Here is a 12,976-nt window from a genome sequence, read left to right on the forward strand (position 1 = left end):
CCCTGTCACCTCGTCATTTTCCGCCCGCGTCCGCGGAGCGCCAGCCACGGGCGCGGGCACGGGGCACCGCGTACCCCGCCCACAGCACGGCCAGGACACCGGCCGTGCCGATGAGGACGAAGACCACGGCGCGGCCCGTGGCCCGGTCCGCCGCCGCGGTGTCGCGGAGGGCCACCGGTTCGGAGCCGGTGTCCGCGACGGCCGCTCCGCCCGGCTCGCCGAGCACGGCGGTGACGGCCGCGTAGGCGTCGAGCTGCGGGATGTCCGCCGGGTAGGCGGTGGCCCTCAGCCGACGGGCCACCTCCTCGGGGGAGTCGTCCGGACGCGTGCCGCGGACCACGGCGGCGGTCCCGGCGGCGTACGCGGCGGCGACCGAGGGGCCGGAGCCCAGGTAGTGGCCGCTGCCGCGCGGGCCGCCGGAGACCACCCCGGCGCCGGGCGCGACCAGGTCGACGGAGTCGGTGGGCAGGGCGCCGTCCGGGCGGGCGCCGCCGGGGAGCATGTCGGCGACGGAGAGGACGCCGGGTTCCCCGGCGGGCCAGTAGGTGCGGGCCGGGATCTCCTTTCCCACGGCGCGCGAGGGCGGGTCCGGGGCGGCGGCGGCGACCACCACCGCGCCCGCCTCGACGGCGTCGGCGACGGCACGGGTCAGTCCCGCGTTCCGCTCCGGCAGGGCCACGCCGACCGCGATCACCTCCGCCCCAGCCTCGGTGGCGTCCCGCACCGCCCGCGTCACCAGGGACGCCTCGGGCCGGCCGCGCTCGTCGGTGCCGCGCAGCGCCAGCAGCTCGGCGCCGGGGGCGACCCCGGCCAGCCGCGCGTCGCCTCGGCCGGAGCCGGCGATCAGCCCGGCCAGGAAGGTGCCGTGCCCCACGCAGTCCTCACCGGCCGCGCCCCGGGCGGTGACCCGCCCGTCCGTTCCGGCGGCGCCGGTGGCCACTCCGGTGTCGATCAGGGCCACGGTCACGCCCGCGCCCGTGCCGTGCCGCCGCACGCGCTCCAGGTCGAGCCGCTGACGCGACCAGTCCTGCTTCTCCGCCTTGGCCTTGGAAGCCGGTGTGCAGCCGGCCCGGTCGGCGAGCACGGAGGGCATGCCCGGCAGTTCCTGGCCCTTCCCGTCGGCGGCGGGTACGCCTTCCGGCGGCCCGGCGCCGGCCGGCGCGGTCCCGGACAGCAGCAGGACGGCGGCCAGCGCCGCGCCGCACAGCGGGCGGGACAGGCCGGGCCCCGGACGCCTCACCGGACCGCCTTCGCGGTCGCGGCGACGACGTCCTCCGGCAGCAGGACCCGCAGGTCTTCCAGGGTGGGCGCGGTCAGCGAACTGAGCCGCCCGGCCTGCCGGGTGACCATCGACTCGACCACCTGGCGGGCCAGGCGGGCGTTGCCGAAGGAGCGGTCGCGCGGCAGGGCGTCGAAGTACTCCCGCAGCAGCGGTCCGGTGCCGGCACCGCACTCGTAGCCCATCTCGACGGCCTGGGTGCGCACGATCGTGACCAGTTCCTCGGAGGTGTAGTCGGCGAACGCGATCCGGCGGGGGAAGCGGGAGGCGAGGCCGGGGTTGGAGGCGAGGAAGCGCTGCATCTCGTCGGTGTACCCGGCGACGATGACGACCACGTCGTCGCGGTGGTCCTCCATCAGCTTCAGCAGGGTGTCCACCGCCTCCTGGCCGAAGTCGGCACTGCTCCCGCGCGGGGTGAGGGTGTACGCCTCGTCGATGAACAGCACGCCGCCACGGGCCCGTTCGAAGAGCTCCCGGGTCATCTGGGCGGTGTGGCCGACGTACCGGCCGACCAGGTCGGCGCGGGCCGCCTCGACGAGCTGGCCGCGCTGGAGGATGCCGAGCCTGCTGAGGATCTCCCCGTACAGCCGGGCCACCGTCGTCTTGCCCGTGCCGGGCGGGCCGGTGAAGACCAGGTGGTGGCCGAGCGAGGGCACCGGCAGCCCGGCGGCGGCGCGGTGGCGGGCCGTGGTGATGAGGTTGACCAGGTCCGTGACGTCGTGCTTGACCTCGGCAAGGCCCACCATGTCGCCGAGGCGGGTCAGCGGGTCGTCGTCGGGGACGCCGGTCTCGGATGCCTGCGCGGCGGCGGTGGCGGAGACGTCCTCCGGCAGCAGCAGCCGCAGGTCGCGCTCGCCGGCCTGCGGCAGGGCGGCGAGCCGCATCGCCTGCCGGTCCACCATCTCCTCGAACACCCCGCGCGCGGCACGGCCGTTGCCGAACCCCGCGTCGCGGGGCATCGCCTCGAAGTGCTCGGCCAGCGCCGCCGCCGTGCCCTCCCCCAGCTCGTACTGGTGCCCGGCGCACATGTTCTCCATGATGGCGACGAGTTCGGGAACCGTGTAGTTCTGGAACTCGACCGCCCGGGAGAAGCGTGAGCCGAGGCCCGGGTTGGAGGCGAGGAAGCGCCGCATCTCGTCGGTGTACCCGGCGACGATGACGACCACGTCGTCGCGGTGGTCCTCCATCAGCTTCAGCAGGGTGTCCACCGACTCCCGGCCGAAGTCCGCGCCCCCGTGGCCGCTGTCCGAGGTCAGCGTGTACGCCTCGTCGACGAACAGGACGCCGCCGAGGGCGCGCTCGAACGTCTCCGTGGTCTTGATCGCCGTGCCGCCGACGACCTGCGCCACCAGGTCGGCGCGGGAGACCTCCACCAGGTGCCCGCTGCGCAGCGACCCCAGCTCGGCCAGGATCGCGCCGTAGAGCCGCGCCACGGTGGTCTTGCCGGTGCCGGGCGGGCCGGTGAAGACCAGGTGGCGGCTCATCGGCGGCGCGGGCATGCCGAGTTGCTCGCGGCGCTGGGCCAGCTGGGTGAGGTTGACCAGCGTACGCACCTGCTCCTTGACGTTCTCCAGGCCGATCAGCGCGTTCAGGGCGCCCAGCGGGCCGTCGGCGCGGTCCTGCGCGGGCGCGTCGGCCGCGCCGGAGCCCGCCGGGTCGGTGTTCTCGGCGCTGCCGGTCCCCCAGGCGTCGCGCTTGCCGTTGCCCGTGCTGCTCAGCCCCTCCACGGCCAGCCGGTCGCCGGGCACCGTCTGGACCAGGCCGCCGCCCTGGTTCTCCCGCGTGAGGCAGTTGACCAGGGAGACCGGCGCGGTGGACTCCACCCGGAAGCCGTCCTGCTCCCCGCCGGCCGCCTCGCAGCCGCTGAGGGAGGCGAGTGCGCCCTCCCGCAGCAGGAAGCCGTGGCCGGCGGAGGCGAGCACCGAGGTGCGGTTGGCGGTCAGTTCGCCGCCCGCGTCGACGACGACGCCCTCCTCGCCGGATCTCTCGACCCGGAAGTCCCGCACGGTGACGCTGCCGCCGTTCTCCAGCACCAGGCCGCTGGTGACGGGGTCGAAGGCCCCGCCGCCCGCCAGGTACAGGGTGCTGCCGAGAGCCGCCCGGACACCCGCGCCGCCCGGCCGGACGATCTCGCAGTCCTCGATCCGGCCGCGGGCGTCCCTGGCGGCCGAAATGCCGTCGCCGACCGGCTGCACCAGCCGGGCCCGGCGCAGCAGCGGGTTGGCGCCGCCGCGCACCGCGACGGCCGGCGCGCCGCCGATCACCTCCAGCCGGTCCAGCTCGGCCGCCGAGTCCTCCTCCAGCAGCAGGCCCGTCTCGGCGCAGTCGCGAACGGTCAGACCGGTCAGGGCCGGGGAGGCGGCCCCGGCGACCCGCAGGGCCGCGTCCTGGGCGGCGTCGATCCAGCAGTCCTCGAAGGTGCCGCGCGCCCGGTCGGTGACGACCAGGCCGTGGCCCCGGCTGCGGGAGACACGGCAGCGGCGCAGCACCGGGTCGGTGCCCGCGGCAAGGGTGATCCCGGTGCCGGAGGTCCCGGTGACGCGGACGTCCTCCAGCGTGGTGCGGCCCGCGCTGCTGAGGTGGACGCCGGTGCTGGTGTCGTGCACCACGGTGCGGCTGACCGTCAGTGTGGAGTTCTGCTCCAGGGCCAGGGACGGCTTGTCGGTGGAGGAGATGTCGCAGTCCTCGACCGTGCCCCGGGCCTCGCCGTTGGCGAGCAGGCCGTTGCCGCGGGCGTCGCGCACCGTGCAGTCGCGCACGCGCGCCTCGCCCTGCTCGGCGAGGACCAGTCCGCTGGTGCCCAGATGCTCCAGCGTGCAGGACTCCACGGTGGACGGGGTGGTCGAGGTGACCACGACGCCCGCGCCCCGCGGGTTGCTGACCCGGCAGTCCCGCAGCGCCAGCGAGCCGGTGCCCCCGGCCAGCAGCGCGGTCCAGGCCGCTCCGACGATCTCGCACCCGTCGAGCGCTGCCTGACCGCGCCGTACGTCCACCGCGGGCGCCTCGGGGTCCTGACCGCGCAGGGTCAGCTCCGAGAGCATCACGGCGTCGGCGCGCAGCGCGAGCACGCTGCCCGAGCGCGGGCGGAGCTCGACCGTGCCCCGCCCCTCGGCGGCGGTGAGGGTGACCCGGGTGTGGATCACCAGGTTCTCCGCGTAGGTTCCGGGCCGGACGCTGATGACCGCGCCGGAACGGGCCACCGCGAGTGCCTCACCGATCGTCCGGTAGCGGTCCCGGTCGTCAGGGCCGACCGACAGTACCTGGCGCGACACGCGCGAACCTCCTTGCTTCGTCGCCGTCCGGGGGCGTTCCCCGTCGTGGGGGCCGCGGTCCGGCGAACCGTCTCTGCCATCATCCTGCCCGCGTGGGAGCGGGCACGGGGGCCTGGCCCCCGTCGCTCCGGGTCAGACGCTCCACTTCTGGTTGTCCGCACCCGTGCAGGTCCACAGCTGGAGCCAGACGCCCCGTCCCCGGTCGCTGCCGACGATGTCGACGCACTTCCCCACGACCGTGTTGACCAGGTCGTGGGACGGGTTGAGCACGAACTTCTGGGCGGGGTTGCCGGAGCAGTGCGCGAGCTGGATCGGGGTCCCGTCGCTGAAGTCGGCCCACGCGACGTCCATGCACAGGCCCTTGATGCGGATGGTGCCGTCGGAGGCGAAGTGGAACTTCTGCGCGTCGGCGCCGTTGCAGTCCCACACCCACAGCCGCTTGCCGTCGCTGAAGTCGCTCCCCGGTACGTCCAGGCAGCGGCCGGACAGGTGGCTGCGCAGCGTCACCGGGGCCCCGAGGGCCGGGCCCGCGGCCGGCTTGCCGGCGTTCGGCTTCTTCTCGGCGCCGGAATTCCCGGACGGCTTCTTCGCCGTCTCCTTCTTCTCCCCGGCTTCGGCGTCCTTCTCCGGCTCGCCGCCCTTCCCGGCGTCCTCGGCGGCCTTGGCCGGGGGCTCCTCCGCCTTCCGGGCCTCCTTCTCGTCGTCCTTCTCGTCCTCGGAGGGTCCGGCGCTCGGGGGGCTCACCACGAAGTCGCCCGGGTCGCCCCGGTCGTCGCCGCCGAGCACGGTCGCCGCGGCCTTGGACGCCTTGTCGCCCTTGTCGTCGTCGTCCGCGCCGAGCAGCAGGAACGGCGCGGAGACGAGCAGTGCCCCGGCGACGGCGGCGGCGGCCAGCACGGCCCTGCCCGGCCGCCCCACCGGCCCGGCCGCCTCCTGCGGCCGGTCGATGGCGGTGGTGGTCACGGTCCGTACGAGAGCGGGGAGTCGGCTCTTGGCAGCGGCGGCGGCGCCGGGGTCGGCCTCGGCGGCCGATTCCGTCTCGGTCGCGGAACCGGCCCCGGCCGCGGAGCCGGAGGCGGAAGCTGACCCGGGCTCGGCGGCCGGGCCGGCGCCGGAGTCGGGCCGTGCGGCGGGCCCGGTGCCCTCACCGGCCCCGGCCTCCGGCTCCGCCGCGCTCTCGCGCCCGGCTCCAGGGGCCTCCTGCTCCGGGAGTACGGCGCCCTCCGCCTCCGCATTCGCGGCGTCGGGGCCCGTCGCGGGCCGCGGCCCGGCGGTGGACTCGGTACGGGCAGCCGGAGAGGTGGGTGGCTGCTGCGCCGAAGGCGTCACGGGGACCTCCGTGAGGTGTGGGACGAGGGTGCGGCGGGGCTGCCGGTGCCGTCCGCCGGTTCCGCGGGGCCACCGCCCCCGCGGGCTGCCGGGTCGTGGTCGGTGGCGGTCGGCCCGTCGCCGCGGAGCTGGTCGGCGGGGACGAGCAACGGGGCCGCGGCACCGGAGTTGACCAGCAACTGGGTACCGGCACCGGGCAGCGAACGGGCCAGCTCCCGGGCGGAGAGGGTGTCATGCCGAAGTACCGGGGAGGTGAACGCGTGCTGCGGCGCGGTGAACACCAGCACCACCGGCGCGCCGTCCCGCCCGGCGGCGAGCAGCGGTCCGCCGTCCGGTCCGGCCACCACGGTGATCTCCGCCTCCGCCAGCGCGGCGACGGCCTCCTGGTCCGATCCGTAGCCGGTCGCGGCGCGCTGCGCCGCCGCGTCGACCGGGTCTGTGGGCTCGGGCCAGCCCAGCACGCGGGCGGAGGGCCGGTAGGCCGGGTTGGGCCGGTACGTCCCGACCTCGCCGCTGTCCTGCGACCGCCACTCGCCGGCCACCGCCCATTCCGGGGGTGTGCGCTCGGCGGTCCACTCCGGGTCGACCACGCCGATCCAGTGCCCGGGTGCCTGCGCCGCGGCGATTCGTACGGCCTCGGGTATCGCGGGGAGGTCCTGCGGGCCCGGGCCGGCGGGCGGTTCGGCACCGGTCAGCGGAGCCTGGGCGTCGCGCCCGGCCACTGGCTGTTCTCCGAGCCGTATCTTCACGGAACTTCTGGACTCCTGCCACCTCTTGAGCGCGTTCGGCCCCCTAGGGGGTGTCTGACCAATCCTGTGCGGTGTCCGTGGTGTCCGGTGCGTGCTCTCGGCGCGCCGGGCGGAAGTCCTCGTACTGGGCGTACTCGGGCTTTCGCCCGGTGCGGCGAGAGTGCGTGCCGGGCGCCTCGGGCGCCGTGCGGGGTTTGCCAGACACCCCCTAGGGGGGCGTCCCCTGGCGGCCGTCCCCGGCGCGCCGCACACGCGCGCACCGACACCGACCGGCCGAGGTCAAAGAATGCCACACCGGCTCCGCCCGTGGGCGCCCGCGCCGAGCCCGAAAGGGCCCTGCCCAGCGCCCGTTCACTGCCCGTTCCGGGGACTTTCCGGGACCAGTGGCACAGGACCGGACGATACGCCTCCGCGGACCTCCCGGCCCGGGGCCCACGTCGCCCCGCGAAGGGCTACGTTGGGGTCGTCGTCGGCAGGATCAAGCAGTTCGCCCCGACGCGGCACGCGCTCCCGCCCGCAGGACACGACCCGGTGTCCGTGCGCGGCCCGGCGCGCGACCCCTGGCCACCCCCGACAACTCTTCACCGAGGAGTCCGCGCATGCCCTCCCGACCCCCCGCCTCCGCGCACCCGGAGCCGCAGCCCGCCGGCGACCCGGGGGCCGCCTCCGCGAAACCGGCCGGGAGCGTGCGGCCGCCTGCCGCCTCCGACGCGGCCGGGACCGCCCCCGCGGCGCAGGCCGCACCCGAGGGGAAGCCGAACACCGCCGGGGCCGGTTCCGCCCCCTCCCCCGCTGCGGAACCCGCCGAGGCGCGGCCCACGGCGGAGGCCACCGCCCCCGCCACCGAGCAACGTGCCGCAGTGGCGGCCGCCGCCGTACCCCCCGCGGCCAAGTCGGGCACCGGCGTGGACGGCGGACGCCCGCGCACACCGGTCCTCGCCGGGGCCGCCCTCGCCGGTGCCCTGCTCATCGCCGTTCCCCTGCTGCTGGCGGGCGGCGCGGAGGACGGCGAGCGCCCGGACGGGACCCAGAAGCTGGCGGCGCAGGACTCGGACACCGTCCTGGACCCGGCTCCGGGCACCGCGGGCATCGACGACTACGTCGCGCAGAAGCCCAGCCCGTCACCGGCCGAGGAGAAGCCGAAGCCGAGCGAACCGGCGAAGGCCGTCGCCCCGGCCCCGCCCCCGGCACCCGCCACCAGCGCGCCGGAGAAGAAGGCCGAGCCGAAGCCGAAGGCGGCCCCGAAGCCCGACTGGACCACCGAGACCGTGTACGCCGTCAGCGTCCTGGAGGTCAACCAGGCGTGGACCACCAACCGCATCCGCATGGTGATGCAGCCCGACGGAAACCTCGTCGTCCACAACGAGAAGAACAAGCCGATCTGGGCGTCGATGACGTTCGGGGAGAACCACCGGGCGATCTTCCAGAAGGACGGCAACCTCGTCATCCACAACGGCGACGACCGCCCCATCTGGGCCTCACGCACCCACGGCCACCCCAACGCCCAGTTGGTCCTGCGGGCCGACGGCAAGGTGGTCGTGCTGCACAACGGCAAGGCCATCTGGTCGACCTGACGCTCCGGACGGCACCACTGCGACCCGGCCAGGACTCAGCGCAGCCGCGCGGCGAACGCCTCGCGGGCCCGCTCGCCGAACAGGAAGAAACTGACCTCCACCATCCGCGTCCCGGCCTCCCGAACCGCCTGCCCGGCGATACGGGCCGCGCCCTCCAGCGGCCCCCGCCACGCGCCGCGCCCGTGGAGATCCCGGGGAGGACGACGGTCCGCCCGCCCGGTAGGCCGGCGCTACGGACCGGGTCCGCAGCCTCGCAGCGGCGCTCGGTGGCCGGGCAGGCAGCCCAGGACGACAGAAGGTCCCCCTGCTCAGGACGGCTGACGCCTGCGGAGTCACAGGACGCGTCCTGCTTCCGGTCGGTCGGCGAGGTCAGCAGGTGTCCGCGTGGGCGTCCTCCGCCGGTACGGACAGGTCAGGCCCCGCCGTCGGGGAAGGTGACGGGCGCACCGTGAGCCGTGCTGCCTGTGTCCGGTCCGAGGAGGGGCCGGTCTCGATGGCGAACTCCCCCGCTTCCACCTCCCGTTCTCCCGAGCGGGAGACCGACGCCAGCGCCCGGGCGTCGATCGTGAAGGAGGCCTCGGCCGCGTCCCCGGGGCCGAGGTCGACGTGGCGGAAGCCGCGTAGTTCCCGCACCCGGGGCCAGGAGGTTCCGCCGAGCAGGCGGCGTACGTAGAGCTGGACCGTCTCGCGCACCGGCCGGTCCCCCGTGTTGCGCACCTCGACCGAGCACACCACTGATGCCCCACCGCCCTCCGCGTCGAGCTCCGTCACCGCTGCGACCGGGCGCGTGAGTCGCGGAGCGCCGTACTCCACCGTGGTGTAGGACAGGCCGTGTCCGAAGGCGTGGCGGGCGGTGGCCGGCTGGTCGGCGTAGCCGCGGTAGCCGTGGTCCTTCCCGTTGTAGAAGACCGGCAGTTGGGCGGCTGACCGGGGCACCGACACCGGGAGCCGCCCGGTGGGTTCCGCCGTGCCGAACAGCACGTCGGCCACCGCGCGCCCGCCCCAGGGGCCGGGGTACCAGGCGCTGAGCAGCGCCGCCGCCCGCCCGGTCAGGTCCGGCAGCGCGTGGGGCCGCCCCTGGACCAGCACGGCCACCACGGGTACGCCCGTCGCCGCGATCGCGTCGAGCAGTGCCGACTGGCCTTCGGGGAGCGCGAGTTCGGCCAGGTCCACGCCTTCGCCGCAGGTCATTCCACCGGGGTCGCCGGTGACCTGGGCCGCCCCGTTGGCGTCGAAGTGCGTCTCGGCCGCCCGGGCGCTCGACCCGCCGAGCACCAGTACCGCGACGTCCGCCCCGGCCGCGAGGGCCACCGCCTCCGGGAGGGCCGACCGGTCCGCGCCGACGAGGTCGCAGCCGCGGGCGTACGTGACCTCGGTCTCCGCCGGGGCTGCCGCCCGCACCCCTTCGAGGAGGCTGATGCCCGAGCCGGGGCGCTGGGGTGCGGTGTAGTCGCCGAGCTGCTGCGGCACGGAGTCGGCGTTCGGACCCAGCACCGCGATCCGCGCCCGGCCGGTCAGGGGCAGCGTCGCTCCGTCGCTCGCCAGGAGCGTGACCGACTCCCGGGCGATGCGTCGGCTCAGCTCGCGCGGTCCTGCGACCGGGGCGCGTTCACCGGTGTACGGCCGCTCGAAGAGGCCGAGCCGGAACTTCAGGGCCAGGACGCGGCCCACCGCCACGTCGAGCGCCGCCTCGTCGACCAGCCCCCGTTCGACCGCCTCGGCCAGACGCGGGAAGCAGCCGTCCCACAGGCTCAGATCGGTGCCGGCCGCCAGGGCCGTCGCCCCGGCCGCCACCGGGTCCCCGGCCAGCCGCACCAGCCGGTCCAGGGCCAGCCCGTCAGCCATCACCACACCGCTGAACCCCCACTTCTCCCGCAGGATGCCGGTCAGCAGCTCACGGTTGGCGGCACACGGCAGTCCGTCGAACTCGTTGTACGCGGCCATCACTCCGGCCACCCCGGCCCGCACCCCCGCCAGCGCGGCCTCCAGGTGGATCTCGTGGAGTTCCCGGACGCCCAGCTCGGTCGCCGCGCTGTTGCGGCCGCCGACCGTCGCCCCCTGGCCCGCGAAGTGTTTGAGCACGACGGCCGCCCGGTCCGGCGCGAACCGCTCGCCGGGCGGTCCCTGCGCACCGCGCACCAGCGCCTCGGTGAACCGCGCCGCCAGGTACGGGTCCTCGCCGAAGCACTCCTCCGCCCGCCCCCAGCGCGGATCGCGCACCAGGTCGAGCGCCGACACCAGGGCCACATGGCCGCCCCGCGCCCGCAGCTGCGCGGCGGCCGACGCGACGGCCTCCTCGTAGAGCTCCGGGTTCCAGGTGGCCCCCACGGCCAGGTTCACCGGCAGCAGGGTGCCGTCCAGCGCCTGGAGGCCGTGCGGCATCTCCTCCACCATCAGGACCGGGATGCCCAGCCGGGTGTTCTCGACCACGTGCCGCTGGACGGCGTCGGAGACCCGCGCGCCGTCCGCGGCGCCGATGCCGGTCCCGGCCGTCACACCCGACCAGGGGTCCGCGCGCTGCAACCCGTACAGCGCGCCCATCCCGTCGAAGGCGGCGACCTCGGCGTGGAACGCCTCGGTGAGCCGGTGTCCGGACGGGGTCCGCTCGTAGGCGTGCCACCCGTACATCCGCTGGTTGACCTGGCCCACCTTCTCGGTGAGGGTCATCCGCGCGAGCAGGTCGCGCACCCGGGCGGCGACGGGGGCGGCGGGGTCGCGGAAGAGGGCATCGGCCACGGCTGGGTCTCCTGACCTCACGGCGGAAGGGAGGGAAGGGGCGACGGCTCAGCGCCGTTCCAGGACGCGCACCCCGTACGGCGGAATCGTCACGTCGCGCACCGGGCCCTCGCCGTCCAGTCCGTGCAGTACGCCGTCGGCCGACGGGCGGACGGTCACCTCCGTGCCGGACTGGCTGACCAACCACACGAAGTGCCTGCCGTCCTCGTGAACCAGGGTGTCCGCGGCGACGTACGGGCTGTCCACCGTGACCGGCCGCGCCGCCCCGGCGATCTTGGCGAGCGCGGCGTACAGCCGGTGCGTCTGCTCCGGGTTGACGCGGGCGGTGCGGGCCGCCATGTGCTCCAGCGGGTAGGTCGCCAGGACCGTGCGGCCCCGCCCCGTGTCGTGGCGCAGCAGCGCCGGGCGACCGTGCGCGTCGGTGGCGACCACCCGGGCACCCCTGGGGGCCACCGGCAGGTAGGCCCGGCTGTCCTCGTTGCCGGCGACCGGGAAGGTCAGGGTCTCGCCCGCGGCTATCGTCCCGAAGTCCTCCGTGAACGTCATCTCCAGGACGTCGTCCTCGATCGGCTCGGCGACGCCGTAGGAGAGCTGGAGCTCCACGCCGAACAGGCCGTCGAGGTCGTCGAACCACGGGCCGCGCGTCCCCGGGTGCTCGCCCGAGCAGAACGACAGGTAGACCGTGGCCCCCTCCCGGGCCCGGCGCTCCAGCGCCCGGCGGGTGCGGGTGGTGAACTGCCGGGTCGAGGGGAGCAGATAGAGCGCGGCGTCCTCGGGCAGTCCGTCGGCCTCCCGGGCGAAGGCGACGGGCAGATCCGCGCCGCGCGCCGCCACGTACCCCTGGTGCAGGGAGGTGAAGATCAGCGGCCGGTCCGCGGGGCGGCTGTAGGGGTAGCCGCGTTCCAGGAAGGCGGGCACCACCAGCGCGGCGTCCGCGTCGGTGCGCATGCAGCGCGCGAAGTCGACCCGCTCCAACACCTTGGCGAAGTCGGCGAGTTCACGCAGCGGCTCCTTGGGGTGTCCCGTGCTGTCGGTGATCCCGAAGTGCATCTCGAAGGGGTGGTGGTCGTACGGCGACTGGTCCCACAGGTCGTCGTAGTCGGTGTTGTTCCACGCGATCCAGCCGGTCGCCCCGCCGAGCAGCGAGTTGTGCAGGGTCTGCCGGTAGAACACCCCCGCGTTGGCCGCGGAGACGGTGTCAGTGGAGAGGCCGAACTCCTCCAGCACCACGGGCTGCCCGGTGACGGCGGCGAGTTCGCACTCGAAGGCGGCCCGGTAGTGCTGGCGGGGGCGGTCGGTGTCCGAGCGGTAGACGTGCGGCCCGACGAAGTCGACGTACTCGGCCGTGTCCCGCAGCGAGAACCCGTTGTCGCGGCCGGTGACCTCGATGCCCCACGCCCCGTCGCCCAGCGACACGGGCTGGGTGCCGCCCGCGGCGCGGACGGCGTCGCACATGAACTGCGCCCAGGCGGTCACCACGTCGCTGGAGGGCGGGTTCTCCTGGTAGATCCGCCCGTAGCCGGGCATCTCGTTGGTGATCAGCCAGCCGGTCACGGCGGGATGGTCCTTGAACCGCCGGGTCATCTGGGAGACGAACCACGCCTGCCGCCCGACGAGCCACACGTCCTCGTACAGGTCCCGCCCACCGCGCCAGACCGGGTCCCAGTTCTCTCCTGACATGTGGCCGACGATGAACGTCGGCACGGTCCCCATCCCCGCCTCGGTGTGGGCGTCGAGGAAGTCCCGGAAGCGGTCGCAGAGTTCCTCGTCGATCCGGCCGGGCTCGGGGTGGAAGTCCGGCCAGTAGAAGAAGGAGCGGGTCATCGTCAGTCCGTGCTCCCGCAGGACGGCCAGTTCCTCGCGCACGGTCTTCGGCTCGTAGTTCCGCCACATCAGGGGCCCGCCGGTGCGGGACCAGAAGTTGGCGCCGAGCCAGGGGAGCACGGCGTGGTCATGGGTGAGCTGGGCGCTGTGGCGTCGCATGATCCTTCTCGGATGCTCTCGGGGTACGGGTTCGGTGGGCCGGTCGCGCGGGCG

General features: G+C 75.1%; 7 protein-coding genes. 1 reads left to right on the forward strand and 6 read right to left on the reverse strand.

What is annotated here, in order from left to right:
• Positions 1–13 precede the first annotated feature (13 nt).
• The 4 genes from ACFWMZ_RS11565 to ACFWMZ_RS11580 all read right to left on the reverse strand — a co-directional run bounded on the left by ACFWMZ_RS11565 (position 14) and on the right by ACFWMZ_RS11580 (position 6,629).
• Positions 14–1,240, reverse strand: a complete 1,227-nt coding sequence (locus tag ACFWMZ_RS11565) for a S8 family serine peptidase (protein WP_383201006.1) — start codon at positions 1,238–1,240, stop codon at positions 14–16.
• Positions 1,237–4,551: a right-handed parallel beta-helix repeat-containing protein gene (locus ACFWMZ_RS11570; RefSeq protein WP_383177801.1), complete on the reverse strand. Its 3,315-nt coding sequence runs from the start codon at positions 4,549–4,551 to the stop codon at positions 1,237–1,239. Before ACFWMZ_RS11570 ends, ACFWMZ_RS11565 begins: the two co-directional genes overlap by 4 nt.
• 132 nt (positions 4,552–4,683) lie before the next feature.
• Complete coding sequence (locus ACFWMZ_RS11575) at positions 4,684–5,880, reverse strand: ricin-type beta-trefoil lectin domain protein (protein WP_383201009.1); 1,197 nt, start codon at positions 5,878–5,880, stop codon at positions 4,684–4,686.
• Complete coding sequence (locus tag ACFWMZ_RS11580) at positions 5,877–6,629, reverse strand: type VII secretion system-associated protein (protein ID WP_383201012.1); 753 nt, start codon at positions 6,627–6,629, stop codon at positions 5,877–5,879. The genes ACFWMZ_RS11575 and ACFWMZ_RS11580 overlap by 4 nt, the downstream gene beginning before the upstream one ends.
• A gap of 599 nt (positions 6,630–7,228) precedes the next feature.
• On the opposite strand from ACFWMZ_RS11580, the gene ACFWMZ_RS11585 reads away from it, so the two are divergent.
• On the forward strand, positions 7,229–8,203 hold the full coding sequence (locus ACFWMZ_RS11585) for a mannose-binding protein (protein ID WP_383201015.1): 975 nt from the start codon (positions 7,229–7,231) through the stop codon (positions 8,201–8,203).
• Positions 8,204–8,572: 369 nt separating this feature from the next.
• Here the strand turns inward: ACFWMZ_RS11585 and ACFWMZ_RS11590 are convergent, their stop codons facing one another.
• Positions 8,573–10,939 (reverse strand): glycoside hydrolase family 3 N-terminal domain-containing protein, encoded by a 2,367-nt coding sequence (locus ACFWMZ_RS11590; RefSeq protein ID WP_383201018.1) that lies wholly within the window; start codon positions 10,937–10,939, stop codon positions 8,573–8,575.
• A gap of 48 nt (positions 10,940–10,987) precedes the next feature.
• Positions 10,988–12,922, reverse strand: a complete 1,935-nt coding sequence (locus tag ACFWMZ_RS11595) for a cellulase family glycosylhydrolase (protein WP_383201021.1) — start codon at positions 12,920–12,922, stop codon at positions 10,988–10,990.
• Positions 12,923–12,976: the final 54 nt, after the last annotated feature.

The organism is Streptomyces sp. NPDC058373, assembly GCF_042723275.1.
GTDB lineage: Bacteria > Actinomycetota > Actinomycetes > Streptomycetales > Streptomycetaceae > Streptomyces.

Bases quoted from the DNA above. Each gene is read 5' to 3' on its own strand.
- ACFWMZ_RS11585 (WP_383201015.1), top strand. From the start codon at position 7,229: ATGCCCTCCCGACCCCCCGCCTCCGCGCACCCGGAGCCGCAGCCCGCC.
- ACFWMZ_RS11595 (WP_383201021.1), bottom strand. From the start codon at position 12,922: ATGCGACGCCACAGCGCCCAGCTCACCCATGACCACGCCGTGCTCCCC.